The 26580-nt window shown below is 46.5% G+C and carries 33 protein-coding genes; 13 read left to right on the forward strand and 20 right to left on the reverse strand.

The genetic code is table 11. From position 1 onward, the window contains the following. Nucleotides 1–125 precede the first annotated feature (125 nt). A complete protein-coding gene (locus WB308_RS10350; RefSeq protein WP_424191199.1) occupies nt 126–542 on the forward strand; it encodes a hypothetical protein in 417 nt (138 codons plus the stop codon). A 25-nt stretch (nt 543–567) separates the two neighbouring features. Next, complete coding sequence (locus tag WB308_RS10355; protein ID WP_424191201.1) at nt 568–714, forward strand: hypothetical protein; 147 nt, start codon at nt 568–570, stop codon at nt 712–714. Here the strand turns inward: WB308_RS10355 and WB308_RS10360 are convergent. Next, the gene (locus WB308_RS10360; RefSeq protein ID WP_424191203.1) at nt 711–2135 is read right to left on the reverse strand and encodes an SDR family oxidoreductase; all 1425 of its coding nucleotides are present in this window, start codon (nt 2133–2135) and stop codon (nt 711–713) included. The genes WB308_RS10355 and WB308_RS10360 overlap by 4 nt on opposite strands. Nucleotides 2136–2273: 138 nt before the next feature. On the opposite strand from WB308_RS10360, the gene WB308_RS10365 reads away from it, so the two are divergent. Continuing rightward, on the forward strand, nt 2274–2654 hold the full coding sequence (locus WB308_RS10365) for a hypothetical protein (RefSeq protein ID WP_424191205.1): 381 nt from the start codon (nt 2274–2276) through the stop codon (nt 2652–2654). A gap of 75 nt (nt 2655–2729) precedes the next feature. Here WB308_RS10365 and WB308_RS10370 read toward each other — a convergent pair whose 3' ends face one another. Continuing rightward, entirely contained in the window at nt 2730–3194 is a 465-nt protein-coding gene (locus WB308_RS10370) for a GNAT family N-acetyltransferase (RefSeq protein WP_424191207.1), read from the reverse strand. Between the two features lie 181 nt (nt 3195–3375). Between WB308_RS10370 and WB308_RS10375 the strand changes: the two genes are divergently transcribed. Next, nucleotides 3376–4590 (forward strand): DUF2202 domain-containing protein, encoded by a 1215-nt coding sequence (locus WB308_RS10375; protein ID WP_424191209.1) that lies wholly within the window; start codon nt 3376–3378, stop codon nt 4588–4590. Between the two features lie 62 nt (nt 4591–4652). Here WB308_RS10375 and WB308_RS10380 read toward each other — a convergent pair whose 3' ends face one another. The 3 genes from WB308_RS10380 to WB308_RS10390 all read right to left on the reverse strand — a co-directional run bounded on the left by WB308_RS10380 (nt 4653) and on the right by WB308_RS10390 (nt 6344). Beyond that, nucleotides 4653–5300 carry a hypothetical protein gene (locus tag WB308_RS10380; protein WP_424191211.1) on the reverse strand — a complete coding sequence of 216 codons (648 nt, stop codon included), beginning with the start codon at nt 5298–5300 and terminating at the stop codon, nt 4653–4655. A 78-nt stretch (nt 5301–5378) separates the two neighbouring features. Further along, nucleotides 5379–5681 carry a monooxygenase gene (locus WB308_RS10385; RefSeq protein ID WP_424191214.1) on the reverse strand — a complete coding sequence of 101 codons (303 nt, stop codon included), beginning with the start codon at nt 5679–5681 and terminating at the stop codon, nt 5379–5381. 48 nt (nt 5682–5729) lie between these two features. Then, nucleotides 5730–6344, reverse strand: coding sequence for a cupin domain-containing protein (locus WB308_RS10390; protein WP_424191216.1), 615 nt, complete (start codon nt 6342–6344; stop codon nt 5730–5732). Between the two features lie 844 nt (nt 6345–7188). Between WB308_RS10390 and WB308_RS10395 the strand changes: the two genes are divergently transcribed. Next, complete coding sequence (locus WB308_RS10395; protein WP_424191218.1) at nt 7189–7632, forward strand: thioredoxin domain-containing protein; 444 nt, start codon at nt 7189–7191, stop codon at nt 7630–7632. On the opposite strand, the gene WB308_RS10400 is transcribed toward WB308_RS10395, so the two are convergent. Next, nucleotides 7627–8136: a J domain-containing protein gene (locus WB308_RS10400; protein WP_424191220.1), complete on the reverse strand. Its 510-nt coding sequence runs from the start codon at nt 8134–8136 to the stop codon at nt 7627–7629. The two genes, WB308_RS10395 and WB308_RS10400, sit on opposite strands and share 6 nt — an antisense overlap. 96 nt (nt 8137–8232) lie before the next feature. Here WB308_RS10400 and WB308_RS10405 point away from each other — a divergent pair, with 96 nt between their 5' ends. The 3 genes from WB308_RS10405 to WB308_RS10415 all read left to right on the forward strand — a co-directional run bounded on the left by WB308_RS10405 (nt 8233) and on the right by WB308_RS10415 (nt 9218). Beyond that, nucleotides 8233–8523, forward strand: coding sequence for a hypothetical protein (locus tag WB308_RS10405; RefSeq protein ID WP_424191222.1), 291 nt, complete (start codon nt 8233–8235; stop codon nt 8521–8523). A 55-nt stretch (nt 8524–8578) separates the two neighbouring features. Further along, nucleotides 8579–8764 carry a hypothetical protein gene (locus WB308_RS10410; protein ID WP_424191224.1) on the forward strand — a complete coding sequence of 62 codons (186 nt, stop codon included), beginning with the start codon at nt 8579–8581 and terminating at the stop codon, nt 8762–8764. 64 nt (nt 8765–8828) lie between these two features. Then, nucleotides 8829–9218 (forward strand): 4Fe-4S dicluster domain-containing protein, encoded by a 390-nt coding sequence (locus tag WB308_RS10415; protein ID WP_424191226.1) that lies wholly within the window; start codon nt 8829–8831, stop codon nt 9216–9218. A gap of 376 nt (nt 9219–9594) precedes the next feature. Here the strand turns inward: WB308_RS10415 and WB308_RS10420 are convergent, their stop codons facing one another. From WB308_RS10420 to glmU, 8 genes are all read right to left on the reverse strand, one after another. Further along, complete coding sequence (locus WB308_RS10420) at nt 9595–9930, reverse strand: HNH endonuclease (protein ID WP_424191228.1); 336 nt, start codon at nt 9928–9930, stop codon at nt 9595–9597. A gap of 138 nt (nt 9931–10068) precedes the next feature. Then, nucleotides 10069–11949 (reverse strand): molecular chaperone HtpG, encoded by a 1881-nt coding sequence (gene htpG, locus WB308_RS10425; protein ID WP_424191230.1) that lies wholly within the window; start codon nt 11947–11949, stop codon nt 10069–10071. Between the two features lie 407 nt (nt 11950–12356). Continuing rightward, nucleotides 12357–13085 (reverse strand): tRNA pseudouridine(38-40) synthase TruA, encoded by a 729-nt coding sequence (truA, locus tag WB308_RS10430; protein WP_424191232.1) that lies wholly within the window; start codon nt 13083–13085, stop codon nt 12357–12359. Next, nucleotides 13082–14104, reverse strand: coding sequence for an LptF/LptG family permease (locus tag WB308_RS10435; RefSeq protein WP_424191234.1), 1023 nt, complete (start codon nt 14102–14104; stop codon nt 13082–13084). The genes truA and WB308_RS10435 overlap by 4 nt, the downstream gene beginning before the upstream one ends. After that, complete coding sequence (locus WB308_RS10440; protein ID WP_424191236.1) at nt 14097–14846, reverse strand: prepilin peptidase; 750 nt, start codon at nt 14844–14846, stop codon at nt 14097–14099. Before WB308_RS10440 ends, WB308_RS10435 begins: the two co-directional genes overlap by 8 nt. Then, a complete protein-coding gene (uppS, locus tag WB308_RS10445; RefSeq protein WP_424191238.1) occupies nt 14846–15523 on the reverse strand; it encodes a polyprenyl diphosphate synthase in 678 nt (225 codons plus the stop codon). Before uppS ends, WB308_RS10440 begins: the two co-directional genes overlap by 1 nt. Further along, on the reverse strand, nt 15520–16800 hold the full coding sequence (gene coaBC / locus WB308_RS10450) for a bifunctional phosphopantothenoylcysteine decarboxylase/phosphopantothenate--cysteine ligase CoaBC (RefSeq protein WP_424191240.1): 1281 nt from the start codon (nt 16798–16800) through the stop codon (nt 15520–15522). Before coaBC ends, uppS begins: the two co-directional genes overlap by 4 nt. Next, nucleotides 16800–18104, reverse strand: coding sequence for a bifunctional UDP-N-acetylglucosamine diphosphorylase/glucosamine-1-phosphate N-acetyltransferase GlmU (gene glmU / locus WB308_RS10455; protein WP_424191242.1), 1305 nt, complete (start codon nt 18102–18104; stop codon nt 16800–16802). Before glmU ends, coaBC begins: the two co-directional genes overlap by 1 nt. 141 nt (nt 18105–18245) lie before the next feature. On the opposite strand from glmU, the gene fliP reads away from it, so the two are divergent. From fliP to WB308_RS10470, 3 genes are all read left to right on the forward strand, one after another. Continuing rightward, complete coding sequence (fliP, locus tag WB308_RS10460; protein WP_424191463.1) at nt 18246–18953, forward strand: flagellar type III secretion system pore protein FliP; 708 nt, start codon at nt 18246–18248, stop codon at nt 18951–18953. Between the two features lie 8 nt (nt 18954–18961). Then, the gene (gene trmA, locus WB308_RS10465) at nt 18962–20077 is read left to right on the forward strand and encodes a tRNA (uridine(54)-C5)-methyltransferase TrmA (protein ID WP_424191244.1); all 1116 of its coding nucleotides are present in this window, start codon (nt 18962–18964) and stop codon (nt 20075–20077) included. A 74-nt stretch (nt 20078–20151) separates the two neighbouring features. Continuing rightward, nucleotides 20152–21471, forward strand: a complete 1320-nt coding sequence (locus WB308_RS10470; RefSeq protein ID WP_424191246.1) for a phospholipase A — start codon at nt 20152–20154, stop codon at nt 21469–21471. Here the strand turns inward: WB308_RS10470 and WB308_RS10475 are convergent. The 3 genes from WB308_RS10475 to WB308_RS10485 form a co-directional block, all read right to left on the reverse strand. Continuing rightward, entirely contained in the window at nt 21454–21852 is a 399-nt protein-coding gene (locus WB308_RS10475; protein ID WP_424191248.1) for a diacylglycerol kinase, read from the reverse strand. The two genes, WB308_RS10470 and WB308_RS10475, sit on opposite strands and share 18 nt — an antisense overlap. Further along, nucleotides 21849–22484: a phosphatase PAP2 family protein gene (locus tag WB308_RS10480; protein WP_424191250.1), complete on the reverse strand. Its 636-nt coding sequence runs from the start codon at nt 22482–22484 to the stop codon at nt 21849–21851. The genes WB308_RS10475 and WB308_RS10480 overlap by 4 nt, the downstream gene beginning before the upstream one ends. Before the next feature lie 103 nt (nt 22485–22587). Continuing rightward, entirely contained in the window at nt 22588–23100 is a 513-nt protein-coding gene (locus WB308_RS10485; protein WP_424191252.1) for a rhodanese-like domain-containing protein, read from the reverse strand. A 145-nt stretch (nt 23101–23245) separates the two neighbouring features. On the opposite strand from WB308_RS10485, the gene WB308_RS10490 reads away from it, so the two are divergent. Beyond that, a complete protein-coding gene (locus WB308_RS10490; RefSeq protein WP_424191254.1) occupies nt 23246–23689 on the forward strand; it encodes a DUF4395 domain-containing protein in 444 nt (147 codons plus the stop codon). Continuing rightward, on the forward strand, nt 23689–24093 hold the full coding sequence (locus tag WB308_RS10495) for an RrF2 family transcriptional regulator (protein WP_424191256.1): 405 nt from the start codon (nt 23689–23691) through the stop codon (nt 24091–24093). The genes WB308_RS10490 and WB308_RS10495 overlap by 1 nt, the downstream gene beginning before the upstream one ends. A gap of 14 nt (nt 24094–24107) precedes the next feature. Here the strand turns inward: WB308_RS10495 and WB308_RS10500 are convergent, their stop codons facing one another. The 3 genes from WB308_RS10500 to recO all read right to left on the reverse strand — a co-directional run bounded on the left by WB308_RS10500 (nt 24108) and on the right by recO (nt 26497). Continuing rightward, the gene (locus tag WB308_RS10500) at nt 24108–25562 is read right to left on the reverse strand and encodes a helicase HerA-like domain-containing protein (RefSeq protein ID WP_424191258.1); all 1455 of its coding nucleotides are present in this window, start codon (nt 25560–25562) and stop codon (nt 24108–24110) included. Between the two features lie 9 nt (nt 25563–25571). Further along, nucleotides 25572–25817: a hypothetical protein gene (locus tag WB308_RS10505; protein ID WP_424191260.1), complete on the reverse strand. Its 246-nt coding sequence runs from the start codon at nt 25815–25817 to the stop codon at nt 25572–25574. A gap of 62 nt (nt 25818–25879) precedes the next feature. Continuing rightward, nucleotides 25880–26497, reverse strand: coding sequence for a recombination protein RecO (recO, locus tag WB308_RS10510; RefSeq protein WP_424191262.1), 618 nt, complete (start codon nt 26495–26497; stop codon nt 25880–25882). Nucleotides 26498–26580: the final 83 nt, after the last annotated feature.

A 26580-nucleotide genomic window follows, 5' to 3' on the forward strand; every position in this document is an offset into this window, starting at 1 on the left:
AAACCATTATAGCCTATTATTGTTAACTATTGTGCAACATATATCCACATGCCGATATACCCTGTTTTTGGGTAAAATACCGATCTTTTTAACAGACTCAAAAATGATACGATGCAAGGAATGATATGAAAGAGTTGAACGCAATTGATTTAAGACTCGCGTTCGAGCAAGATATTAAAATGGCTCTTTATACACTGGAGCGATATAATATTGAGGCCAATTTGGCCTTGGTAGCCTGCAGTGATTACGATGTGGATAAAGCGCATCTTTTAGACAGTGTACGCCAAAGCGATGTCGGGAAAAAAATCAATGAACACTATATCGCTGTTTTATTTACATTTGTGGACTATGTCGGCGCACGCACGGCTTTGGAAAAATTGGTCAACCTTTATCCGGACTATCATTTGAGAGGGAGCCTGATCGTATTTAAAAAAGGGGATACGATTGAGTCCGTTTGTGAGAGGGTATTGGAAGCGAATCAGTTTATCCACAAAGATCCCCACATGAAAATATTTCATGAGATGTACGATTCTCGCGGTTAAGATCTCATTCTTATTTTAAAACGGCGTGAGATCAATCGCCGTCGCAGCCCCACGGCTTCCGCTGTTTGATTCACTCCCGCAATCTCCGGAACATCCGCTTGAACAGCCGATACGGCTGGTACAGTATCCATTTGCGGGGATGCAGGGTTCATTCAATCGACAACATAGCTAATCTTTCAAATTTTTGGCGCGCTGAAGAATCGACGAGGCCATATTGCCGAAAATGAGATGATGAACAGGGACCAGTGCATACCAGTATAACCGTCCGGAGACTCCGTCGGGATAAAAATAGGCACTTTGAATCAGCTGATGATCCTGTATTTTAAACTCCAGCCATGCTTTGCCGGGCAATTTCATCTGGGCAAAAAGGAGAAGCCTCTTATTCTCCACCAGATCAACGACTTTCCAAAAATCGACACTGTCTCCGATACGAAGGTGGTGCGAATCCCTTCGTCCCCGATTGATTCCGGCTCCTCCGAAGAGTTTATCGATCACTCCGCGTATTTTCCAGAGCCAGTCGTATCCGAACCAGCCCGATTCTCCGCCGATCATACAGAAACTGCGGTAGACGTTCTGAGGCGGGATCTCGCCGAAATCGACGATTCTGCGGTCCACGAAAATAGCATTGGCGATATTGTCCGCAGAGTCGGCCTGTGCAGAGCCCGCACCGCTGTCGCTCCATCGGCTGATCACCTGATTGGATTCGATCTCTTCAACCGCATGATGTACCGCTTCTTCGAGCGTATGGGGACGGATATCAAAAAGCTCATGGCGAAGAGTATTGGTCGTGACCACTTCACTTTTCAGCCCTTCTATCAATGAGCTGGCCACCCCGTAGGGTACGGGAGTAAACAGCGTCAGCCAGTAGGAGGAGAGTTTCGGCGTCAGGAGATTGATCGGAATCAGATACCGTTTAAGCCCCATACCCGCTGCCACACGGAGCATCAAATCGCCATAGCTCATCGCCTCTTCACCCAAATCGATCATCCGGTTTTCCCCCGTTTCGAGTTCAAGCGCCGCAACCAGATAGCGGACAATGTCTTCTACGCCGATAGGGGTGATGAGGGTCGAGACCCATTTTGGGGTGATCATCACCGGCAGTTTTTGAACCAGATTTCGGATGATCTCAAAACTGGCACTTCCCGAACCGATGATCACTCCGGCACGAAACCAGATGCATTGAACCTCCTCCGGCCGGGAACTGAGGATCTCCCCCGTCTCGATTCGGCTGAGCAGATGCTCGCTTCCCGTCTGTTTATCCCCCAGTCCCCCCAGATAAATGATTTTTTTCACCTTTTGGCGAATGCACGCATCGAGAAAATTTTGGGCGCTTTGACGATCCAAATCACGGAAGTTGGAATGGGTAAGGCCGTGAATGAGATAATAGGCGACGTCCACATCCCACAGCGCTTCATCGAGCGTTTCGGGGTGCATGACGTCGGCTTTGACAATCTCGCACGCTTCTTTGGCCGCTGCGGAGAGGCTGTCGGGATTGCGTACCATCAACCGGAGGGTAACATCCCCTTTTTGGATGAGGGCATGTTTCAGGCGTCGTCCGATATATCCGTTTGCCCCTGTGAGTAAAATACGCATCCGTTCCCCTTTAAAGCATATCATTGATTCTACACCGTTTTACATAAGAAATATTCATAAATGATTGTATAGCTATGCTTTTTTTTCTGTTCTTGTTTCGATGTTATAATGCTTTGATACCGATGTAAGGAGTAAGGGATGAGCACGATTATCATGATGTTCATATTGCCGCTGGGGATACTGATTTATTTCTGGGATCGCCGTAATTACGCCCAGAGCCTTACGGTTTTTCGGGACTATATTTCGCAGATGAGTCATACGGATTTGCCGGACACCTCAAAAATGGATCGTATCGATGAGATGTTTTATAAAAACGGCTACACCCGCATCGAGCGCTCACATACAGGTCTCGTCGTCGAGAAAAAACATTTCAATATCGGGGTGCTTTTTATCTCGGTGGGAGCCTTAACCTATTTTGGGTTGTTTTTATATCTGCTTTATTACCGTTTTATTCTCAAACCGCGCAGGTTGAGTATTGATTTGGGGGGCGCTGTGATGATGAGGGAGGGGAAAAAATAGCCTGTTCCCTTTTAAGGTTCTCAGTCTAAAGAGAAGGTTGGAAAGATGAGCGTACTTTTCTATGACTCAGCTTGATTAGCTTACCGTAAATTGTTGTCGGGTAACCGTTCCCCAATAGGGATCTTGATATTGCTCTTCACGATAGGCTGTCTGATTGAATCGCTCTATCGTTTTTCGCCAAAACTTTGTGGCATATTCGGCACCTTGGAGCTGTTTAATCTCCCAATCTCCAGGGTACAGTTCCCAGATTTTGTGTGCGAACCGCATTCCGATAGCGTTTTTCCGAAAATACGGGAGTACGTAAAACTCGCATACTTCATAGCTTTTATTACCTTTAAACGCGATAGCAGCGGTTCCGGCAGGGAGATGATCAACTTTGAGTAAAAAACCCATGATCTCTTCCCCCAGATGGGTATCGAGTTCGAATATACCTGAAGCATCCGGTTTTTTCCCTGTCAGAGGTGAAAATTCCGCCTCATAATACTGTGCAAGGGTGTGATAGATATTGATATTGGTTTCGGTGATCGGGATAACGTGCATAGATTAAAATGATCCAGTTTTTGAGTGAATTGTAGCAGAATCATCAATTTTTAGTCTATGTTTCCTACATGAAATCAGTATCAGATCTTCTCTAAAATCGACATCTACTAAGACATTTAACACTCTCTTAATACTTCATTGTTACAATATACTTATATGAAACATAAAAAGGAAGAATATAATGAGACTCTCTTACAAACAAATTGCAGTACCGTTTGTACTCTTGGCTACATTGTTATTGAACGGATGCGGAGGAGGAGATGACTCTACTGCCTCTACTGCGACGACCCCCCTGATCGGGATGGTCGCCGATGGGTATTTGGTAGGTGCGAAGGTATGTCTGGATAAAAATAAAAATGATGTATGTGATGCAGATGAGCCGTTTGCTCTTACCAATGAAAAAGGGCTCTATACATTCAATGTAAGCAGTACAGATGCTCAAAATTTTCCGGTGATCGTTGAAGCTGGCGCAGATACCATCGATTTGGATACCAACCAAACGATCGGGAAGGCATGGCATTTCAAAGCGATCAATGCTCAGCACAGCTTTATTTCTCCACTTACCACACTGATTGCACAGGAAATGGAGATGAACCCGTCGCTTACACCGGAGTTGGCGATGGAAGCACTGCAGTACGAATTGGGGATGACCGTCTCCGTGACAGATGACTATATTGTGAAAGGGAATCTGCAAGCGCACAATGCGGCCAAAATCGTTGCCCATTCACTGGCAGAGACGGAGCAGAATCTGAGTGCTTCTACCGATGCAGAGCCTCGATTGATTCGTCTTCTAGCTGCCAAACAGGTTCGGGAACAAGCAGAGGCTATCAAAACCCATGCTGAAAATAATGAAACTGATTTTGTAACAGATATCAATACAACGGATGTCTCAACCCAAATCGCACAAATCCAGACGAGCATCTCGTCAACACCTACAACGACGGCAGTGCTGAGCGACACTCAGAAAGCGGCTCTGCTCTTTATGTATCAGGAAGAGAAAGTGGCACGCGATGTCTATTACACCCTGGGGAATCTGTATCCGAGTGCGAGTACGTTTGCCAATATTCAGCTCTCGGAGCAAAAACACATGGATGCGGTAGAAAAGCTGTGTATTAAATACGGCGTCAATATTTCAGGAGTCAATGAAGGGGAAGTGGGGGTATTCGTCTTGCCGGAACTCCAAAAGCTGTACGATGATTTGGTAGCGGTGGGATCAAAATCCCTCTTGGATGGACTGGGTGTCGGGATTGCGATTGAAGAAAAAGATATTAAAGATATTCTCGACTATGAAGCAGGAATGCCTGCGGATGTCGTGGATGTATTCGAAAATCTCAGATTGGGTTCAGTGAACCATCTCGCAGCGTTTGAAAAAGCGTATGCGGCTGCATCTAAATAATCATCCCACCGATTCCCAAGCTCTCGCTTGGGAATGAACAGAAGCAGCCTTATATTCTCCTCTCAGGTGCGTGGAGCGAAGAAAAAATCTACCTGTTGCATCGGGATCTCTTTTTTTGCCACCATGTCAAATACCCCTTCGATCTCTTGCTCTTTTACGCCGTTATCCTGACCGATGTATCCCGCCGGAACGGTTATCTCGGCAAAATAGTATTTTTTTCCCTCAAATGTCACATAGGAGGAGGGGCGGGTGATCTCTTTTTCGTTGGCTATATGAACGCCGATAAATCCATGATTTTTGGTGGTTATCAAAAGGCATTCATAGTGATTTTGCAAGAGTAAAGTTGCCAGTAAAAATGATTTTTCATCGCAATCACCGCCGTTTTGATTGATCACGTCGGATGGATTGCGGTTGGCGGAGCTCTCTTTGTAGGGGATTTTAAGAACATACTGATACGCTCGATCAACCTCGCAATACGCATCACCCTCGCACCCTTTTGTCAGCATATCCGCAAAAGGCTTCATTTCATCATGCTGATACACATTGTATTGATAAAACCGGTTATGTATTTTGACCATTCCCGTTCTTTGGCAATACTCTGCATCCGTCTCAGGGGGAACGTTGGCTCTGGCATAGAGTGTGAATGCAATGATTCCTGCCACGGAGTACAACCCTATACGGGCAAATAGCCGTTTATTGATTATGCTCATGTTTTATCCCTTTTTCTCTTGGGAATGCATACAATTAACTCCCGCTCTTTTGAGCACAAAGGAGCGTTTCCCTGTAGGTTAGAGAGGTGCTTTTGTAATGTGGCTCAGCTTTTGGTTGGCTTCGAAGAGGGCGGCACGGATGTTGGTGAGGCCGAACGATTCGAGCCGCTGGGTATGTTTTTGGATATAGCGGCGGGCGTCTGCTTCGTTGTCGAAGAGGTAAATCCCTCCCGCTGTGTTGTTTTGAGCATTTTCAGTCCAAATTTTCCAGATCAGGCCCGATTCATTTGCGATATCGTGTGCCAGATCCGTGAATGCTTGCGCCATCTCGTCACCAAACGGTCCCGTATAGGGAAAATCTACCTGAACAATATACTGCATGATAACTCACTTCTATTTTTAGGTGTAAGTATACATTATTGAGGCGATTTACAGATGACCTGTCTTGACTAAAATAATTGTCTCTTCTTCAACATACGGATAATGGTGGCTTAGGTGCGGACTGCGGATCCAGCAACCTTGAGGGTATTTTCCGTGCTCATCCATAAACACTCCACTGAGAACCAATATCTCTTCCCCTCCCCAATGTTTGTGAGGGAGGAAGCGTTCGTTTGCGGGCCATTTGACGAGTGCGGTTTGATCGTGCAGCGGAAGTACCTGCAGGTTTCCCTGTCCGCTCAGCCATGCGGTTGTCGGGGTGTGGATCATCACTGAGCTATCAGTGTCAAAATAGTTGATTTTACGAAAGACGATACACCCATGATCGGTTCGTACCGAGGCTTCGTCTTCGGCGCCCAAACGCAGATAGGTGCCTTGCGGAAACTCGCCGAATGCGTTGATATAGCTCCCCTCGAGTACCAGCAATTCAACACTATTGATTTTGGAGGAGGGGTTTAACACCGCATTCTCTTTTAGTTCGATGAGGGCAGTTTCGGTGTCATCGCGGGAAGAGAGGAGTTTTTTGAAAACTCCTGTTTGTTCCGTAAGTTCCCAGGAGAGTGCATTGGTATCGATTAATACGCGTTGATCATAATCACTGTTCATACTGGACCTATATGTATTTGGTTGATGTTGTACGGAGATTATAGCGTTTATGGTGTTATCTCTTTAGCAAGTCTAATCATACTTTTCTTTTTCATAAGAAAAGTACTAAAAGAAAATCGCCTTGCGACAAATCGCTGGCGGTATGTTTCACCCTGCGGCACGCGGCCTTGCTCTTGGTGTGGTGTGATGGCATTATTGTTTTTATAAAATTCCCGTGATCCAATACCAAGAGCCGTTCCGAAGGCAGCAGTGCCGAGAGGAACGAGCGTTCTTGGATCGCGGTATGCTCTTTTCAGAGAAACATCCCTTCGGGAGCGCTATGCTTGTTTTGCTACTTTTCGGCTAAACAGAAAAGTAGGGTAAATTATTGGTTTTTGAAAGGTGGGGTGCGGGAAGGGGAGTCGAAAAGTTAAGATTGAATACCTGATCCCTATTACTTAATATATCTTTTTGTCAATTTACAAAAATCGTAAAAATCACTTAGCATCAAATAGCGGAATTCTATGTCTTCAAATTGTTTTTTCATGATCGGTTCATCTTGCGAAAAGTATTTCACATCTTTTTGAAACTCTTTTGGATACTCCAGCTTTTCTGAGCGCAACGAGGAGAAACAATCTATAAAATCCAAAAAAAGATTGCTAACGATCTCCACTTCTTCCGGCGATTTGTCTCTGAGAAAATCGGTTAATCTTTCAAATCTCTCGCAGATGTGTACTAAACATTGATCCAAAAAATTCCTCCAATGAGTGACTCTTTAGGGCAATATACATAAAGTATTCTAATGAAACATATATTGTGCATGATTTATGCAGTTTGTTGAACATCATCATTATTAGGAATATATATGGAAGCTCTTCATATTGTTTGTCCGCACTGCCATAGCGTGAACAGTATTAAAAACGAAGTGACAAAAGTGGATGTCTTGTGCGACACCTGTCAGAAATCTTTATCAGACACTACCCCTATAGAGTGCGATTTTGATGGATTCACAGCACATATTACTGAAAATGAGATTCCCGTTCTCGTCGATTTTTATTCTCCTGATTGTGCACCGTGCATGAAGATGGCTCCCGATTATGAAAATGCAGCATCTTCATTTGGTCTCGAAGTCCGTTTTATTAAAATAAACACCTTGGATTATCCCGATATCGCACGTCAATACGGAGTGAATGCTCTTCCGACGATTATTGCTTTTAAAAACGGCAGAGAGATGAACCGTTTTAGCAGTGCATTGTCCAAAGATCATTTGAGTATGTGGGCAGAGAGTTTGATACAGATGACTTTATGATTCGATCCACTCCAGCAGAGTATCATGAGCCTCTTTGACCCGCAGAAACATCTCTTGCGTTCCTCCTGCGTCGGGATGCGCTTTTTTGGCGGCTTTGCGGTAGGCAGATTTAATCTGGGTGATCTCCAGTGTACCGCTTATGGGGAGACCCAGCACAGTTCGATACGCTTCTAGCTCATAAGTATGGTTATGTTGCCTGCGTTTGTTTTGTTTTTCGAGCTCTTCGAAAAATTCCTGTTGGGCTTTACGGCGTCTCATCATCGAGATGGTGAGGAGGGATTCGCGTTCCTCCTGCCATTTTTGTTTGGACATGACGACACACTCGGCAAAGCTGATCTGACCCTGAGCCAGCAGTTCTTTGATCGAAAAAGGGCCCACCATCTGATAGGGGGATTCGAGCCATGCGACATTCTCCTCATCATTAATATATCCGATGGTGACAAAATCGCGAATCCCTATCGCGCTGTTCCAGATAATCCATTCCACATCTTCGATCTCGTGCATGTGCTCTCCCGTGGCAGGTAAAAGGTTATGAGTGTAATGCAAAAGATGTGCTATCGCTGGAACACTAAATGAATATATATGGGTAAAAGGGAAATTATGGCAGAGAAAAGCGCTCCTCCAAAAATTATTTTACTCAAAGGCAACGGAGGGATCACCATCAACAACGAGATGATGGAGCTGCTGACGATCACCCTTGCCCACGGATGTATCGGTCTGCCTCTCAAAGCGCTGTATGCTGAAAATGTCTATGTCGTAGAGAATAGAGAGTTGTTTTGGGAGATTCACAAACAGATCAAAGAGAAACCGTGCTGTTTCGTCCACGCCATCGACGGGCTGGATGAAGAAGATTTGAAGAGGATAAAGGCACAGAACGTTACGTTTATGTAGTCCATAAGAATAGGGAATGCATTGTATACGTTAGAAAACCGTATAGGAGTTTATGATGGATTTTTTTTGCCAAGCGTGTGATTTTGTGATCGATGTGGAGATGATAGCCGAACTTGACGGGGGGAAATGCCCTAACTGCGGAAAGCTGGAAGGATTCGGAACCGTACCGAAACACTCTATGCCGAACAGCGCAAATGCGCACGTGTTGAACGATTCGGATTTTTTAGATCGGGAATTTTGATATAGATAAGAACATACTATGCATAGTATAAGACAACTATAACTCAAAATAGGAGAGGTGATTTATGGCTGTGTTGATTACGGATTTATGCATCAATTGTGACGCCTGTATCGATGAGTGCCCGGCGACAGCTATCGTCAGCGCCGATGAATCCCCGCTGAGCGGCGGGGAATACACCTATGTCAAGCCCGAAAAATGTATCGAGTGTGTGGACTCCGCCGTACCGAAATGTGCCGATGTGTGTCCTAGCGAGGGGTGCATCGTGTGGGATATGCCCTATATCGCTGAATTCAACGACCATTTTGTCCAAAGCGGCGAGTATGTTATCCGCGTCCATAAGAGCAAAGGGCTTATGTCTCCCGAAGTGAGTCCGATGCCGTGGCGTGAGAGTATCAGTATGGAACAAAGAGCAGGGCGGGTGAATGTCGGGGAGACATTGAGGCTTTATAATTAATAATGATGTCCTTTTCTTTTTCATAAGAAAAGTACCAAAACAAGCGTAGCGCTTTTGCAAAGCAAAATGTTTCTGTGAAAAGAAAATCGCCTTGCGACAAATCGCTGGCGGTACGTTTCGCCCTATGGCGGAACGACCTTGCTCTGTGTGGTGTCGCAAGGCAAAAGATTATTTGATGGAATGATTTTCGTAGAATGCGAAAATAAATAGACAATCCCCGTGATCCAACACCTAGAGCCGTTCCGAAGGCAGTAGTGCCGAGAGGAACGAGCGTTCTTGGATCGCGGTATGCTCTTTTGCTACTTTTCGGCTAAACAGAAAAGTAGAGAGAAAGTTTGAATACTTTAGGTGATAATTATCACCTGACTCCTATTTCTTATAAGCCGCTTTTGATAGCTTGTATGATGATCGGCGCAACGGTATTTGGGTTGATGTTTTTTTCTTGACAATATTTGGATTGAAGCCAGAACGAAAGTTGTTTTTGTCCTTTGCTCGCATTACATCCACAGCAACAAAGAGCAATATTTTCCCGTGTAATTATTTTAGCATCGTTGATAATATGTTCCCAGCTTGCAGCAGTTTTTTTTGAAACTTTTGCAGGTGTAAACTCAATACCACAGTAAACGCATTTTTTATCTCTTCCCCTGACTTCTTGTTCTAGCCAAGCAGGAATATTCCAATTATTTGCCATGAATTTTTTCTCTTTTAACATTTAAAATTATTAGGTGTGTATTTTAGCTGACGTTTATTGAAATTGTAATATTTATGTTAAGAAGTAGAAATACAAAAAGATGGATTCCCGCTTTCGCGGGAATGACAGAGCTAGATTCCGTATCAAGTACGGAATGACTTAGAGCGCTTTCGCCATAATACGATTCAAACGTGCGATAAACCCTGCGGTATCCGCCAACGTTTCACCCTCATACAGTTTCGCCTGATCAAGCAACACATGCGCCGCATCGTCGATGAGGTTCATATCTGCTGAGTCACTGAGTTTTTTGATCAACTCATGGTTCGGGTTGATTTGGAGGATCGGTTTCGGAGCCGGGAAATCCCCGCCCATTTGCCCGAATTGCTTCATCATCTGCGCCATCATGTACCCTTGGTCTTCTTTGTCGACTTTTAGACATACGGCTGACTCGGTGAGATCAAACGTCGTTTCAACTTTCGATACGTTCTCACCCAAAGCATTTTGGAGCTGACCTACGAAAGATTCTAGCCCTTTAGCTTTCTCTTCGTGCTCTTTTTTCTCCTCTTCGGACTCTTCGAGTTTCGCGTCGGTGACGTTGACGAATTTATAGTCGTTGTACTCGGTTACCATCGGGAATACGATCGTGTCGATCTCTTCGTTGAGGACGAGGACATCGATCCCTTTGGCTTTGAAACGCTCTAGCGCAGGAGAGTTTTTGAGCATTTGAAGAGACATTTTCGCAGAGATGTAATAGATCTCTTTTTTCTCGGCGTCTACACTCTCGACGAATTTGCTGAACATGACCGGCTCGGCACTGTTGAGGGTGTTGAGTTTGAGAAGCTCTAGGATGCGCTCACGGTTGCCCATGTCGCTGTAAAGTCCCTCTTTGAGGACGTTTCCGAACTCTTTGTAGAACGCGTCGTATTTTTCTGTGTCGTTCTCGGCGATTTTCGCCAATTCACCCAACACTTTTTTAACCGATGCGTTTTTGATCTTCGCCATAACGCGGTTGCTTTGGAGGATTTCACGGCTGACGTTCAATGGAAGGTCGGCAGAGTCGATCACCCCGCGCAAGAAACGGAGGTAGGTCGGCATAAGCTCTTTTTCATCGTCGGTGATGAAGACACGGTTGATGTAGAGTTTGATACCGCTTTGGTAATCGACGCGATAGAGATCCATCGGCGCTTTGGAAGGAACGTAGAAGAGGGTAGTGTACTCGAGCGCACCCTCGGCTTTGTTGTGCATCCATGCGAGAGGCTCACTCGAGTCGTGGGCGATGCTGGAGTAGAAATCTTTGTACTCTTCATCACTGATCTCTGATTTACTGATCGTCCACAATGCGTTGGCTTTGTTGATCTGTTTGTTGACGATCTCGTTATGCCCTTTTTCCTCACCCTCGGCTGGGGCTACCCACTCCTCTTTGTCCATGTAGATCGGGAAGGGGATGTGGTTGGAGTATTTTTTGACGATGGTGTCGATGCGGTGAGCTTCTAAAAACTCGCTCTCATCGTCTTTTAGGTGCATAATGATGGTTGTACCGTGGCTATCGCGTTCCGCTGGCTCAAGATCGTATTCTGATCCCGCCATTGAACTCCATTTGTACGCTTGCTCTTCACCCGCTTTGCGGCTGATCACTTCGACTTTGTCGGCTACCATGAACGATGCGTAGAAACCGACTCCGAACTGACCGATGAGTTTGGAATCTTTTTTCTGATCGCCTGAGAGTTTTTCCAAGAACGCTTTGGTTCCCGATTTCGCGATGGTTCCGAGGTTTTCGACCAAATCGGCTTCGTTCATCCCGATACCCGTGTCAGAGATACTGAGGGTTTTGCCCTCTTTGTCGATGACGATATCGATACGAGGGGCGAAGTTGACCCCTTTGTAGGCTTCGTCGGTGAGGACGAGCATGTTAAGTTTATCAAGGGCGTCGGAGCTGTTGGAAACCAACTCGCGGACGAAAATCTCTTTGTTGGAGTACAAAGAGTGGATCATGAGATGTAAGATTTGTGAGACTTCAGTCTGGAACTGATGTTTTGCCATGAAGCTATCCTTTTAGGTTAAATTTTTGAGCTGTGATTGTAACGAAATAGTTTTAATAATGCAAGAAGTATCAAGTAAGTTTAGTGTCAATGACTAAACTTACTTGTTTCTTTGATACTTTCTATGTCCTTTTCTTTTTAGAAAAGAAAAGAACGAAAAGAAAAGCGCCCTCACACCAGGACGCTGGCGGTACGCTTGTGCCCTACGGCACGCGACCTTGCTCTTGGTGTGGTGTGAGGGCAAAATATTTTATTTGTATAATTTTCGCGTATGCGAAAATAGTTAAACAAATTCCCGTGATCCATTACCTAGAGCCGCTCCGTTGGCAGTAGTGCCGAGAGGAATGAGCGTTCTTGGATCACGGTATGATCTTTTGATACTTTTCTGACTAAACAGAAAAGTATGTACTAATATTTGATATGAGTTAGATAGAGACCGTTATGGGGTGCGATATCGGTAGAGTGGCGTTTGATACAGCTCAGCTGCTCGATCAACTGCTCTTTCGTCGCTTTCCCCGCAGAGATACGGAGCAAAAAACCGACCATCAGGCGGATTTGGGAGCGTAAAAATCCGTTCCCCTCGAAAACGAGGATAAAGTACCCTTTGTGGCTGTAGGCGTAGGCACGGTAGATGATCCGTATGAAATGGTCCATATCGTTGCCGCTTTTTTTGAAAAACTCGAAATTATGGGTTCCGACGAAACAGGGAATGGCATCGGCAATCGCTTCGCGGTTGAGGGTGGGGACAAAGGTGATGAAGTTGTCTTCGAACGGATTGGTCGTCCCCTCTTTGATGACGTAGCGGTAGACGCGGCGTTTGGCACTGTAGCGGGCATGGAAATCGTGATCGACAAACTCGATACGCAATATCCGCAAAGAGTTCGGGAGTTGGAGGTTGAGCATCTCTTTGAGGCGCTGCAGGTCGGTCCAAAAATGGGGGAGGTCGATATGCATCACCTGATGGGTGGCGTGGACGCCGCGGTCGGTACGGCCTGACCCTTTGGGGGCGGAGTTGATTTTGAGCCGTTTGAGGGCGATGATGAGGGTTCCGATGACAGTCTCATGGGTGGTGGGCTGCTGCTGGGAACCCATAAACGCTGAGCCGTTGTAGCTCATCGTAATCTTCGCACGGTTCAAAAGCGGCTTCCTACGAGGCGTTTATAGAATCCGTAGGTGATGAAAACCCAGGCAAGCGCGACCACCCAGATCGTATGAAAGCCGATCGATTGCTGGAGGATGATCGCGGCCGAATAAAATCCGACGATGGAGAGAAACAGCCACAGATAAATCCACCGTTTTTGGTGACGGGCGTGGACGACTCCCAGAGCGACAATCAAAAAGATCGAAAGGATGGGAAAAAGGCTGAGCAAGGTGTTCGTCGTCAGACGCTGATCTTTCCTCTCCCGCAGTTCATCATTGGTCCAATAATCGAGGGTATCGCGGTAGAGCGTTGTTTCGCTGTTGAGCATATCGTTGATGTAAGCGGTTTTAAAGAGGACGGTTTTAAGGAGGTTGTCATCGTAACTGTAGCTTTCGCCGTTATCCAACCGGAGTTGCAATACCCCGTTCTCGTTGATGAGTTCCGCTTTTTTGGCGGTGATGAGGATTTCGTTTTTCATCTCTTTGTTAAAAAGGACGACATCCCCGAAGGCACGTGCGTCTGAGTCGCTTTTGTTGATAAAGAGCATCCAATCCCCGAAATTATGGCCGAATTCCGAAGCGGTCAGGTTGAACTTCGCTTCGGCCCTTTTTTCCTCTAAAAAGTTGCTGGAAATGATTTTGATATAGGGGGTAACCACCACAAAATCAACGAAAAGGAGGACGGAGAGGATCAGAGCGGGCTTTGCCAAAACCCGAGCGATAAACGAAGGAGAAATCCCGAGGGAGAAAATGACCACCATTTCGTTATCGTTGGAGAGGCGATAGAGGGTGAGCGCTCCGCCGACCAAAAAAGCGATCGGAAGGGTGTAAAACAAGAGCTCCGGCAATACGAAAAGGTAGAGTTTTCCCATCTCCGCAATGGTGAGTTGAATGACCGCCGTATAGGTTGCGAGTTTGATCATGAAAATGACCGAAGCGATCGCAAAAATAGGGAGAAAAATCGAGAAAAAGATAATCGACAGGTTGGATAAGATGTAGCTGTGTAATTTATCCATACAGCCCCGCCAAATAAGCCGTTACATAGGTATCAAACATCCAGACGATCCAGCATCCCATCGCTAAAAACGGGATAAAAGGGAGCTGTTTAGACTCTTCACTCTCCCCTTGGGTGAGGAGCAATGCCGGAAGGGCCAATGCCGCACCGGCAAAAATCGCTACCAATCCCAGTTTCACTCCCAGCAGCGCCCCCATCGTCGCGGCGATCATGATATCGGCTTCCCCCATCGCCTCTTTTTTGATGGCGTAGGAGAGATAAAAACGCAAGAGTGTAAACCCTCCGGCAAAGAGGAGCGCGTTGGTGACGTTGTACCCAAACTCTCCGAATGAAGAGGCGCTGATCATCGCCGTTGTCAACGCAAAAAGATTAAGGCTGTCGGGAACCATTTTGTAGCGAAAATCGATGACGGAGAGGGCTAGAAGCACATCGAAGGTTAAAGCGAGGGTGAACGATGGGAAGTTGATCCCCATTTTCATTGCGCTAAAGAGGAAGATAAGGCCGCTGAGCACTTCAACAAGAGGATATTGCATGGAGATTTTTTCGCCGCAAAAAGCACATTTTCCCCGTAAAAAGAGCCATGAAAAGATCGGGATATTGTGCCAGATCCGTAAAGGGGTGTTGCAGCTCATGCAGTGGGAAGCTGGGAAAGAGACACTTTCATCACGCGGTGTACGGAGGATCACGACGTTTAAAAAGGAACCGATTGCCGCTCCTAAAATAAAAACAAACAGCAGTTCCATCAGTTTAATCCTCCGAAGCGTCTTTCGACCGTTTTAAATTTTTTGATAATCGACTCAAGTTCGTTGACGCTGAATTCAGGCCAGAGGGTATCGGTAAAAAAAAGCTCCGCATACGATGCTTGCCACAGAAGAAAATTGGAGAGGCGATGATCCCCTCCGGTGCGGATCAGCAGATCAATATCGTAGGGACAATCGAGGGCATTTCCCAGTGATTCTACCGATAGGGGGCCGCTCTCCCGAAGCGCGTTTGCCGCACGGACAATCTCGTCACGCCCCCCGTAATTGAGCGCTAAACTCTGAACCAAGCCGTTGCAGTTTGCCGTTTCGTTTTGAACAGTGTCGATAACCTTGCGGAGCGATTTCGAAAAGTGGGTGAGATCACCGATCGGTTCAAAACGGATATTTCCGTCCAGATAGGTCGGGAGTTCGTTTTTGAGATACCGTTCCAACAGTTTCATCAAAAATTCGACTTCAAGTTTGGGGCGTTTCCAGTTTTCGGTGCTGAACGCATAAAGGCTCAGACGATCGATTTCGGGATGATCCGAGCAAAAAGTGGTCATGGTACGGACGGTTTCGGCACCCCGTTCATGTCCGTTGGTACGGCTTTTCCCTTGGGACTCCGCCCATCGGCCGTTCCCGTCCATGATAATCGCGATATGGCTTGGGCGGTTACTCATAATGCGCACGCTTTAGCGTAATGTACTATTTTTTCTGCAAGGTCAAATTTACTATGGCGACCTAAATCTATTTGATCTTCTTTGGTAATAAAGGTAATACTATTTTCTTCTCCGCCAAAACTTTTGGCATCTTCGAGAAGATTGTAACAAACCGCATCGACCTCTTTTTTCGTCAAAAGCTCTCTCGCGTTGTTAAGTCCCTCTTTGTTATCCATTTCCGCTTTAAAAGCGATAGTGGTAACCCCCTCTCTATCTTTGGTGAGGGTACTTAAAATATCCGATGTTTGTGTGAGTTCGATCTGCCAATTTTCTCCTAACATCGATTTTTTGAGCTTGCCTTGCTGCGGAAATTTAGGGGTAAAATCCGCCACGGCTCCAACCATAAACAAAAAAGGGCGTTTTTGGATGAGTTTAATTGCATCAGATGTAGTGAGTGAAGGTTTACTCAATTTTCCCTTTTTGGCAATGCGGAGTGCATCTTGAGTATACTCTAACATCTCTTTTGCATCGTCTACGTCTATCGTATAGATACTTTTAGGAAGGCCCTCGTTACCTTTAGTGGTGATGTAGCATACATCTGCCCCTTTGAGATAAAGAGAAAGGGCGATAGCTTTCGCCATTTTTCCTGAAGAAAAGTTAGAGATATAACGTACTTCATCTATCTTTTCTCGTGTCCCTCCACCGGTAATGACCACACGTCGATTTTCCCAAAAATCGTCTTTAAGCAATACTTTTGCCGTTTCAAAAAAGATATCGAGCGGCTCCGCCATGGCGCCGTCCCCTACGACTTGGCATGCCAGTTCTTTGGTTTGGGTAGTGATGATTTCGTAGTTGGCAATGGCCAGCATCTTCATCGATGCCTGAATCATCGGATTTTGGATCATAGCAGTATTCGCCGAAGGGGCGATGAGTTTGATTCCCGGAGTGGCGAGGGCGCATTGGGTGAGGATCGTGTCGGCAATCCCGTTGGCAAGCTTGGCGATGGTATTGGCGGTGACGGGGGCGATGACGAGTAAATCGGCCCACTGGGCTATTTTGATGTGGTTGAAATCATCGGCCCACGATTCATTGGTGTCATCGAGGACACGGTTTCGGCTGAGGGTTTCAAAACTCAGCGGCTGGATAAACTTTTTGGCGGAAGGGGTCATCACGACACGCACTTCGGCTCCCGCTTTGATGTAGAGGCGAAGAAGTTCAAGCGATTTGTACGCGGCAATCGATCCGCTCACCCCAAGGAGGATCTTTTTGCCGGAGAGGAGGTTGGAGGGGATATGCATTATTTCCCTTTTCCGAAAAATTTGGTGAAAAAGCCGGAGATTTTTTTGACCGGGGTACGGCTGAGGATGAGGATGTCGCTCTCGTATTTGCCGGACGTGACCGTCGTTCCTGCGGCGATCATGACGTTGTCGGAAATTTCGACAGGGGCGACTAGCTGCGTATCGCTTCCGACAAAGACGTTTTTGCCGATGATCGTCTGGTATTTTTTCACCCCGTCGTAGTTGCAGGTGATCGTACCCGCCCCGATATTGCTCCCCTCATCGATCACGGCATCCCCGAGATAGCTTAGATGCCCCGCCTTTACCCCCGTGAGGGTCGATTTTTTTACCTCGACGAAGTTCCCGATGTGGGTATCTTCCAAAACACTCAAAGGACGCAGATGGGCTAAGGGACCGACATCGGAGTTTTTGACAATAGAGTCTTCGATGACGCTGTGGGCTTTGATGTGGGAATTGACGATGAGGCTATTCCCGCAGAGGCGGGCCCCGTTTTCAACGATACACTCTCCCTCGAATCTGACCCCCTCTTCGAGATAGACGGTTTCGGGAAGCTGCATAATGACCCCCGCATCCATCCACGTTTTTCGGAGGCGATCCATCATGATCATCTCGGCATTGGCAAGATCATTTTTGGAGTTTACCCCTTTAAACTCGACCTCTTCCACAAAAAGAGGGGAGATTTCCAATCCGTCTTTATGGGCCATTTCGATCACATCGGTCAGGTAATATTCCCCCTGGGCATTGGCATTGGAAAGGCGGGGGATATAGGTCTGCAGCACATGGTGTTTGAACGCATAGACCCCCGCATTGACGGTGTTGATCTCTTTTTCGGCTTCCGAAGCGTCTTTTTCTTCGACAATCCGCTCTACCCGTTCATTTTCGATGACGACACGGCCGTATCCGCTCGGGTTATCGAGAGGAATGACCGACATAACGATATCGGCAGGGTTGGCGAGGAATTTTTCGATGGAAGAGCGTTGTATCAGCGGCATATCCCCGTTGAGTACCAGCACGTCGTCGTATTTCGGCGTAATCCCCATCATAGCACCCCCTGTGCCGGGGAAGTTTTCGGCATCCTGGGTGATGAAGGTGAGGTTGTCGAAATGTTTTTCCATCGCTGCTATGACGGCTTCTTTTTGATGGGCGACGACCACGATGACATCATCGGTAATCTCTAATGCGGCTTTAATGCTGTAATAGAGCATCTCACGGCCGCAGATTTCATGGAGGACTTTCGCTGTGGGCGATTTCATGCGAGACCCTTTTCCGGCGGCTAAAATGACGATAGAGAGAGAGTTGAACATGAAGGCTCCTGAGATTATTTCTTGCAATTTTATCAGAATTTAATCAAGATACACCCTTAGGTTGTGGTATTATCGCCTCTTTAAATCTATAAATTTTTATGTACGGAGTCCGGTTTGGGTCGTTTAGCCTTTTTACTCTTTATGATCCCTCTGGTACTTTTGGGTGCCGATCCGCAGGTTCCTGCGATGAATTTCAATCTTACCGCTCCCGAATCTCCGGCGGAAGTGGTCAGCTCCTTAAATGTTTTATTGGTACTGACGGTTCTTTTCTTGGCTCCGAGTCTGGTTCTGGTGATGACGACGTTTACCCGTTTCGTCATCGTCTTTGGATTTCTGCGTCAGGCGCTGGGGACCCAGCAGGTTCCTCCGACGCAGCTGCTGGTGATGCTTGCCCTTATTTTGACCGTATTTGTCATGGAACCGGTCGCAACGAAAGCGTACGATGAGGGGATCAAACCTTACAGCGAAGAGAAAATCAGTTACGACGAAGCCTTCGAGAAAACGACCGAACCGTTTAAAAATTTTATGGTTCGCAACACCCGCGAGAAAGATTTGGCCCTCTTTTTGCGTATTCGCCACATGGAAAACCCTCAATCGATTAAAGAGGTACCTTTGACGATTGTGATCCCTGCATTTGTTATCAGCGAACTGAAAACAGCGTTTGAGATCGGGTTCTTGCTCTTCTTGCCGTTTTTGGTCATCGATATGGTTGTCGCTTCGATTCTGATGTCGATGGGGATGATGATGCTCCCTCCCGTCATGATTTCGATGCCGTTTAAGATACTGGTCTTCGTCATGGTCGATGGATGGAATCTGCTGATCGGCAATCTGATCGCCAGCGTTAAATAGGATTGATTATGCAGTGTGAATATTTTGGAATTTGCGGCAGCTGCCGTGATTATGAAGAGGGGTATGAGGGGCAGTTAAACCACAAACTTTCAGCTGTCAAAACAATGTTTGAGCCTCTGTATGCAGGGGATATTACGATTTGTCCTTCCCCGACGCAGCAATACCGTTCCCGCGCCGAATTTAAAATTTATCATGATGATGGCGGAATGTCGTACGCAATGAGCCGAGTGGATCGGCAGGGTCCTCTTAAAATCACCCGGTGCGGAATTGTCTCCCCTTTTATTGCGGCGGTTATGGAAAAACTGCTGATTGAAATCGGTGATCTCGGGATGGGGCATAAGCTGTTCGGTGTCGATTTTTTAACCTCCGGAGAGGGGGAAATTGCGGTAAGTATGCTGTACCATCGCCCATTGGATGAGGAGTGGAAAACGACAGCGCTCGAACTGGAAAAACGGCTTGGAATCTACATCATCGGCCGAAGCCGGAAGCAAAAACTGATCCTTTCGCAAGACTATGTGACCGAGAAACTTCACATCGGTGGGCGCATTTACCGTTATATCCATATCGAAAACAGTTTCACCCAGCCCAACCCGAGAGTGAATGAACAGATGATCGAGTGGTCGCTCTCTCAGCTCGATGGACTGGGGGGCGATCTCCTTGAACTCTATTGCGGTGCCGGGAATTTTACCATTCCGTTTGCGACGAAATTTGAGCGGGTACTCGCTACCGAAATTTCCAAAGCATCCATCCACGCCGCGAAGCAAAATATGGCCCTTAACGGTGTCGAGAATATCGAATTTGTCCGCCTGAGTGCCGAAGAGTTTACCCAGGCACTCGATGGGGTACGTGAATTTCGTCGCTTGGAAGGGCTGAAAGTGGCCGATTATCACCTGAAAACGCTCTTCGTCGACCCTCCGCGAGCAGGCTTGGGAGAAGAGCCGTGTGCGTTTGCCGCACGTTTCGACCATCTTCTGTACATCTCGTGCAATCCGGAAACTTTGCTGCGCGATTTGGAGATCCTCTCAAAAACCCATACGATTGAGGCGATGGCCGCGTTTGACCAGTTTCCTTATACCCACCATCTTGAGATGGGGGTCAAACTAACCAAGAAAGGGCTGTCGTGAGAAGTTTAGGGCTGCCGCGTGAAGATGAACTGTGGGTAAAAGAGAGCGACATTATCCGAAAATAAGGAGTGTGCATGAACGATGAATACCGGTGTGTCAGAGATGGCGGATATCTGCCTACTAAAACGTTTATTGCCTTGATGCTTTTTGTCTCTTGTTCGGTTCTTGCCATTGCCGCACAAGGGACGTCAGAGGGGGATCACAGCAGCGAAGTATATTTTAATAACCAAGAGTACGCCAAAGCACTCCCACTGCTTGAAGAGGAAGCGATCAAAGGGTTAAAGCCTTCCATCTACCGATTGGCCCATATGTATCAGAATGGGTTGGGTGTTAGGACAGATTATAAAAAAGCGGCGTTTTGGTTTCAGCAGGCGGCCTCGGATTACAGCTATACGCTCGCGATGGAGAGTGAAGCGAAAAAAGAAAAAAAATCTTTTTTTGAGAATCTCAATGATCAGATGAACCCGGAAACCAATAGAGAAGGTGCTGCCACTATCTTGCGTACGATCGATACGGATACCCCGGAAACCTATAAATTAGTCGAGGTCTCCCGTTATGGCGGCTTTTTCGGTCTCCGTCCGTATGAGACCAACTACATTTCGCCTTTTGGGTATTCGACACATAAATATCCCCGCTTATCATCGACCCTCCATCCGAATTACTATCCTTCCGAATATTATGACAAAAATATCGAGGCGGAATTTCAGATCAGTCTGACCAAAATGCTGATCTACAACCTTTTTGGTTGGAATGAGTATCTGAATTTTGCCTATACTCAAAAAGTGTGGTGGCAGTGTTACAGCGCTTCGAATCCGTTTCGGGAGACAAATTATCTGCCCGAAATGTTTATTGGCATCCCTTTGTCAGAGTCAATTCGACAGGAATACGGCTTAAAACTGGCAAAACTAGGGATCATGCATGAATCAAACGGACAGGACGGATATCGTTCGCGTTCGTGGAACCGCATCTATCTCAGCGGAATATGGCAGTGGGAGAATCTCTTTCTCACAACACGGGTATGGCACAAAATGGCTGAAAGAAAAAAATACGACGGCTATTTTGAGGGGGAACCCAATCCAGCAACCGGTGAATATGAACCCGACGTAGAGGGCGATGATAACCCTGATATCGAAAATTATCTCGGTTACGGGGATGTCAAATTAACCTATTTGTACGGAGAACATGAGATCGGTTCGTTGTTTCGCTACAACTTCGGTGCGGGGGGAAAAGCGAGAGGAGCAATCGATTTTCACTGGTCCTATCCGTTTTTAAACTCTGAGAATACGTTTTGGTATGTCAAAGTTTTTTCCGGATACGGAGAGAGTCTGATTGATTACGATCGCAGTACGACCAAGGCGTTGATCGGATTTTCTTTTTCACGGGATGTATTTTAAGAGCGACGGGAGGAGTTCGATGATTTCGAACGCTAGAACCGCCAGCCATGCGAATATGCTGATCCCTGCGGCAGCGGCGGCAATGTCTTTAATGATGAGAATCTTTTCGTTGTAGCGGGTTTCCATGTAATCGCACATCGCTTCGATAGCTGTATTGAACACCTCCGCAGCCAGCATAACGCCGGTGGCAAGGATAATCAACGATGCATTGACCTTGTCGTTAAAAATCAGCACCGGTATCAGCACGGCAACCGATATAACGAATTTATACAATACGCTGAAATCGTATATGAAGGCAAATCGGAGTCCCGAGAGGATGATTTTGAATTTTTTCAGGGGGTGGTAGCCCCGTTCCCCCGTCCCCAGAAATTTATTCTTCATCTGCTGCCTCCCCAACTGACCGATAACACGGCAATAGATGACCATATCAAGGCTATAAGAACCCCTGCAGCGACATCCGTCGGGTAATGGACCTGCAAGTACATCCGAGAGAGGATCACCGAGGCCGCTATGAGACTCAGTGTGAGTGTCAAAATGATATTAAGCAATGAAGGGCCGCTGTAGAGGATAAGCCATAAAAGAAGGGTAAAGGCAACGATCTGCGTTGTGTGGGCACTCGGAAAAGCGGGGTCAAGGGGGAGTTCGTTAATCGTAGAAAAAAAATGGGGACGTTTGCGTTCCATCATAAATTTGATGGCGTAGGTCGTGATGACGGCACCGAAAAAACCGATTCCCATAATCCGCTCAAAAGAGTCGAAGCGGTGCGACAGCGATAACACGAGAATGAGATACAGCGGCAATAAAATCCACAAAGAGCCAAGCCATGTGACCATCGAAAAAAAATGGTCGAGGGCCGGGGTTTTAATTTTGTGAAATCCGCTCAGGATGAGCTGATCGATATGGGACAAATAGCCGCTCCGAACGAAAAGGGTCAGTAGACCAAGGGCAAAGATCGAGAGGAGCAAAAGGGCGATTAGCCGTTCATCGGGTATGATTTTTTCATGAAAATTCATCACTGTTCCTTAAAGCATTCACCCTTATAGTATACAGTGTATCCTTAAAGATTCGTTCAGACGATGAATAGGGGAAGAGGAATAAAGGGGGAAGGGACGGAAATTAAAACCCGTCCCACGGCATTTTTGCCTCTTTCCATCCAAACATAAAACCATTATCGAGATTGTACGCTTTAATCCCCTCTTTGGCGAGAAGATTGGCCGCTGCTTTTGATCGAGGGCCGCTGCGGCATACTAGGATAACGGAATCGGTATTGCGCAGTTTCATCGCTTTCATCACATCCGTGACGAAGTTTTTGTTAAATACCTCTTTGGCATCGTAGAGTTTTTGGATTTCAACATGTCCTTTCGGCTTGTCGGTTTTGAGTTCAAATTCGGAACTTTTGACCCGTTCTTCGACCGATTTGGGAATGTAGGTCCATTCATACGCCGGAATGTTGATAAATCCTTCACCATGGCCGGTATAAATAAATTCAAGCGTTGTACGGACATCGACAATAATCGCTTCACCCTTTTTTTGCATCTCATGGGCTTCTGCAGCGGTGAGATCTCCCTCATATACATCATCGGCATTCAAAGCCATACATGCGAGTAATACGAATAGCAGTTTTTTCATAAATTCAGTCCTCTGGAAATGGTAGGCGGAAGTGTATCTTAAGAAGATTATATCTTTCTAAAATTTTATATATTAGTAATTCAGTATGAATAGTTGACAATAAGAAAAATCTATATTAATATGCGCAAAAATATAGGAGATATCCATGGCTCAACAATGCCCTTTACTTTTTCGTAAAGTCGATGCGACCGTGATTAGAATTAATACTTTATTTGTAATGACCGGGGTTGTCGCATTTTTAATGACCCAATATTTAGCTATTTTAATGGTTTTGATTGTCGATTTTATCCTCCGATTGTACGGATATAAAAAACTGAGCCCAATCGAAAATCTTTCCTTGATGATTCAAGAAAAATTTTCGCTTCCCAGCAAAATGGAAGATGCCGGAGCCAAACGGCTGGCTGCGCTGTTCGGTGTCGGATTCATAACCGCCATCGGAGTTTTTTCTTGGTTCGGTTTACCTGTAGCGGTCACTGTTACCGCGGCGGTTTATCTCTTGTGCGCCGCACCTGATCTCCTTTTTAATTACTGCATCGCGTGTAAAATTTACTATCTGGCAAAAAAAATCTATCCGAAGAAGGATGTGTAATGGCGGCCCTCTCTTCGAAAGCGATCTATGGACTTGCCGCCATGCATGTCCTCTCCCATGCTCCCTATTCCCGAGCGATGCAGGTGCGCGAAATTTCGGCTATGACACAGATTTCACACGGTTATCTCGAACAGCTCCTTTCGATTTTGCGCCGCAATAATCTCGTGAGCAGTATCCGCGGTGCTTCGGGCGGGTATAAACTCTCACGACAGCCTCACGAAATCGAAGTGATAGAGATTATCGAGGCTCTGGAAGGGCCGTTTTACAAAATTGAAGGCAATACAGGGTCAAGTCTGATTTTAGAGTATTTCTGGGGGGACATTGAAGAAAAAATGCGTGCTCTTTTTGGGATGAAACTCTCCGAGCTCGATCGGGCATACCAACCTCATTATTATGAAATATAGGGAGATGAGTCCCTTTACTTTTTAAAGATACTTCCTAAAATTCCCCGGATGATGGCTCGACCCAGTTGCGAACCGATAGCACGGGCCGCTGATTTGGCAAGTGATTCGGCAGTACTCTCTCTTCCGCGACTACGGTTTCTTTCCTCTTTTTCTTCTCTTTTTAACGCCTCTTCCTCCCCTTTTTGTGCCGCTTGTTCGTTGAGTCTGCGCGTGAGAAGTTCATATGCCGAGAGGCTGTCGATATTTTGATCGTAGGTATTAGAGATGATCGACGTACGGATGAGATCGCGGCGCAGTTCGGCAGGGATCGGCCCGATATGCGATTGAGGCGGTACGATAAGGGCGCGCTGGGTAACAGAGGGTATCCCTTTTTCATCCAAAAAGGAAATAAGTGCTTCGCCGACTCCCAGCTCCATCAATGCCGTTTTCTCATCCAATCCTTCATTATCCCGCATCGTCTCAGCTGCAGCACGTACGGCCTGCTGATCTTTTGGGGTAAAGGCTCGAAGCGCGTGGGCAACGCGGTTACCGAGCTGTGCCGCAACTTTTTCGGGGATATCGTTCGGATGCTGGGTAATAAAGTAGATCCCCACCCCTTTGGAGCGGATCAGTCGGACCACCTGTTCGATTTTTTCGACGAGAATTTCCGGAGCGTCATTAAAGAGCAAGTGGGCTTCATCAAAAAAGAAAAGAAGTTTTGGCGTTTTGGTGTCACCCGCTTCGGGGAGCGTCTCGAATAATTCGGAGAGAATCCAGAGTAAAAGGGTGGCATAGAGTTTCGGGGTGTTCATCAGTTTGGTGGCATCGAGGAGGTTGACGACCCCTTTGCCCTCCACACTCTGAATAAGATCATGAATATTGAGCATCGGTTCGCCAAAGAGCCTATCGCCACCTTGGGACTCGAGCGAGAGGAGGGCGCGCTGGATCGCACCGATTGACGCGGCGGAAACATTGCCGTAGCTTAGACTCAGCTCTTTTGAACGTTCTCCGACATTTTGGGCCATAGCCCGGAGATCTTTGAGATCAAGCAATCCCAACCCTTCATCATCCGCAACTTTAAAAATCAGATTCAAAACACCGCTTTGCGTTTCATTAAGACCCAGCAGACGAGCGAGAAGCAGTGGCCCCATGTCGCTGATGGTTGCACGGATAGGATGCCCCATTTCCCCCCACACATCCCAAAAGGTAACGGGATAGTGAGTATAGGCAGCTTCCAACCCCATGCTCACGAGCCTCTCGGTTACTTTTTCATTGTCTCCGCCGATCTGTGCGATTCCGCTCAAGTCTCCTTTGATATCACTGACGACACACGGCACCCCGATAGAGGAAAAATACTCAATAAGTTTTTGAAGGGTGATGGTTTTGCCGGTTCCGGTAGCTCCCGTTATGAGGCCGTGGCGATTGGCCATTGTAGGGAGGAGGGTGAGAAATCCATCGGTGCCTTTTGCGATGGCTTGCGGATTGGACATGGAGTTCCTTTATCTTCTGGGGTTACGTTTGGCGTCGATGAGGCGGCGGTTTTGCATCATAATGGATTCGATTTCCTGAGCGTTTTTGTTATGGTAAGCGTGCTCTTGATGAAGATTGTTTTTGGCATGCACTTCATGATAAAACTCTTCGAGCGTCAAACGTTTGCTTTTGACATGGACATATTTGTAGGGTTTTTCTTTGGGTGAGGAAGACGGGATATACTTGGCCAATACCGTTTCTCTTGCTTTATTCATGCGCATTGTTGTCTCATTATATTATTTATTTTCAGTCAGGTAAATACAAGCAAAATCTGTACCTAGAATCCCTCATTGAGCACATACCATAACCGTTCAACCTCTTTATCCTCCAGGAAAAGGGTTGAAGCATGGCGGTAAAGCCATTCCAGCCCTTTCGGATTGATGGAGAGGGTATGCGAGCAGTTTTGGTGTGCGGGTAAAAATGCTCGTATCAGCGAAATATCGTCCTCGATCGATTGGTCGCAAAAAAAACAGTTGAGTTCTTTGTGGAGCCGTCCTTCATAATCGAGAAGGCGGACATACGATTCGACGGCCACCCGTTTTGGGTTTTGATCCTTCCATCGCAGCGCCGCATCGTTCAAAAGGGCAAAATAGAATTCTCCGATAGATTCGGAATCTTTGAGATGGGGATGAAAGAGGGCAATGAATTGCTGCCACAGCCGAAGTCGTTCATACTCTCCCATCCAGGGAAACCCCAAATGGATCACATCGCGTAATCTTGGGATGGAGGATTTGAGGGAATGTTCCGTTTCAAAGTCGATTTTGAACCCCATATTGATCGGGCTGTGACGCGCCCCGTAGAAACGATAAAGGGTCTGTAAGTTTTCTTCGGCTATGATAGTAACAATCATATCTTCTTCGCGTGCTCGAGAAAGTTTGATGATAAAGCCCTGCATTTCTGATTCTACTCTACACGTTTCTTTTCAAATTATTCATATATGAGTGTTATTTTAACCTCTTTTAACCTAACTATTGTTAA

The sequence above is a fragment of the Sulfuricurvum sp. genome, assembly GCF_049587615.1.
In the GTDB taxonomy this organism is placed as follows: Bacteria; Campylobacterota; Campylobacteria; order Campylobacterales; family Sulfurimonadaceae; genus Sulfuricurvum.

What these genes read in the sequence shown, in the direction of transcription:
- WB308_RS10350 (WP_424191199.1), top strand. Translation starts at nt 126, where the DNA reads ATGAAAGAGTTGAACGCAATTGATTTAAGACTCGCGTTCGAGCAAGAT.
- WB308_RS10360 (WP_424191203.1), bottom strand. Translation starts at nt 2,135, where the DNA reads ATGCGTATTTTACTCACAGGGGCAAACGGATATATCGGACGACGCCTG.
- WB308_RS10365 (WP_424191205.1), top strand. Translation starts at nt 2,274, where the DNA reads ATGAGCACGATTATCATGATGTTCATATTGCCGCTGGGGATACTGATT.
- WB308_RS10370 (WP_424191207.1), bottom strand. Translation starts at nt 3,194, where the DNA reads ATGCACGTTATCCCGATCACCGAAACCAATATCAATATCTATCACACC.
- WB308_RS10375 (WP_424191209.1), top strand. Translation starts at nt 3,376, where the DNA reads ATGAGACTCTCTTACAAACAAATTGCAGTACCGTTTGTACTCTTGGCT.
- WB308_RS10380 (WP_424191211.1), bottom strand. Translation starts at nt 5,300, where the DNA reads ATGAGCATAATCAATAAACGGCTATTTGCCCGTATAGGGTTGTACTCC.
- WB308_RS10385 (WP_424191214.1), bottom strand. Translation starts at nt 5,681, where the DNA reads ATGCAGTATATTGTTCAGGTAGATTTTCCCTATACGGGACCGTTTGGT.
- WB308_RS10390 (WP_424191216.1), bottom strand. Translation starts at nt 6,344, where the DNA reads ATGAACAGTGATTATGATCAACGCGTATTAATCGATACCAATGCACTC.
- WB308_RS10395 (WP_424191218.1), top strand. Translation starts at nt 7,189, where the DNA reads ATGGAAGCTCTTCATATTGTTTGTCCGCACTGCCATAGCGTGAACAGT.
- WB308_RS10400 (WP_424191220.1), bottom strand. Translation starts at nt 8,136, where the DNA reads ATGCACGAGATCGAAGATGTGGAATGGATTATCTGGAACAGCGCGATA.
- WB308_RS10405 (WP_424191222.1), top strand. Translation starts at nt 8,233, where the DNA reads ATGGCAGAGAAAAGCGCTCCTCCAAAAATTATTTTACTCAAAGGCAAC.
- WB308_RS10410 (WP_424191224.1), top strand. Translation starts at nt 8,579, where the DNA reads ATGGATTTTTTTTGCCAAGCGTGTGATTTTGTGATCGATGTGGAGATG.
- WB308_RS10415 (WP_424191226.1), top strand. Translation starts at nt 8,829, where the DNA reads ATGGCTGTGTTGATTACGGATTTATGCATCAATTGTGACGCCTGTATC.
- WB308_RS10420 (WP_424191228.1), bottom strand. Translation starts at nt 9,930, where the DNA reads ATGTTAAAAGAGAAAAAATTCATGGCAAATAATTGGAATATTCCTGCT.
- htpG (WP_424191230.1), bottom strand. Translation starts at nt 11,949, where the DNA reads ATGGCAAAACATCAGTTCCAGACTGAAGTCTCACAAATCTTACATCTC.
- WB308_RS10435 (WP_424191234.1), bottom strand. Translation starts at nt 14,104, where the DNA reads ATGGATAAATTACACAGCTACATCTTATCCAACCTGTCGATTATCTTT.
- WB308_RS10440 (WP_424191236.1), bottom strand. Translation starts at nt 14,846, where the DNA reads ATGGAACTGCTGTTTGTTTTTATTTTAGGAGCGGCAATCGGTTCCTTT.
- uppS (WP_424191238.1), bottom strand. Translation starts at nt 15,523, where the DNA reads ATGAGTAACCGCCCAAGCCATATCGCGATTATCATGGACGGGAACGGC.
- coaBC (WP_424191240.1), bottom strand. Translation starts at nt 16,800, where the DNA reads ATGCATATCCCCTCCAACCTCCTCTCCGGCAAAAAGATCCTCCTTGGG.
- glmU (WP_424191242.1), bottom strand. Translation starts at nt 18,104, where the DNA reads ATGTTCAACTCTCTCTCTATCGTCATTTTAGCCGCCGGAAAAGGGTCT.
- fliP (WP_424191463.1), top strand. Translation starts at nt 18,246, where the DNA reads ATGATCCCTCTGGTACTTTTGGGTGCCGATCCGCAGGTTCCTGCGATG.
- trmA (WP_424191244.1), top strand. Translation starts at nt 18,962, where the DNA reads ATGCAGTGTGAATATTTTGGAATTTGCGGCAGCTGCCGTGATTATGAA.
- WB308_RS10470 (WP_424191246.1), top strand. Translation starts at nt 20,152, where the DNA reads ATGAACGATGAATACCGGTGTGTCAGAGATGGCGGATATCTGCCTACT.
- WB308_RS10475 (WP_424191248.1), bottom strand. Translation starts at nt 21,852, where the DNA reads ATGAAGAATAAATTTCTGGGGACGGGGGAACGGGGCTACCACCCCCTG.
- WB308_RS10480 (WP_424191250.1), bottom strand. Translation starts at nt 22,484, where the DNA reads ATGAATTTTCATGAAAAAATCATACCCGATGAACGGCTAATCGCCCTT.
- WB308_RS10485 (WP_424191252.1), bottom strand. Translation starts at nt 23,100, where the DNA reads ATGAAAAAACTGCTATTCGTATTACTCGCATGTATGGCTTTGAATGCC.
- WB308_RS10490 (WP_424191254.1), top strand. Translation starts at nt 23,246, where the DNA reads ATGGCTCAACAATGCCCTTTACTTTTTCGTAAAGTCGATGCGACCGTG.
- WB308_RS10495 (WP_424191256.1), top strand. Translation starts at nt 23,689, where the DNA reads ATGGCGGCCCTCTCTTCGAAAGCGATCTATGGACTTGCCGCCATGCAT.
- WB308_RS10500 (WP_424191258.1), bottom strand. Translation starts at nt 25,562, where the DNA reads ATGTCCAATCCGCAAGCCATCGCAAAAGGCACCGATGGATTTCTCACC.
- WB308_RS10505 (WP_424191260.1), bottom strand. Translation starts at nt 25,817, where the DNA reads ATGAATAAAGCAAGAGAAACGGTATTGGCCAAGTATATCCCGTCTTCC.
- recO (WP_424191262.1), bottom strand. Translation starts at nt 26,497, where the DNA reads ATGCAGGGCTTTATCATCAAACTTTCTCGAGCACGCGAAGAAGATATG.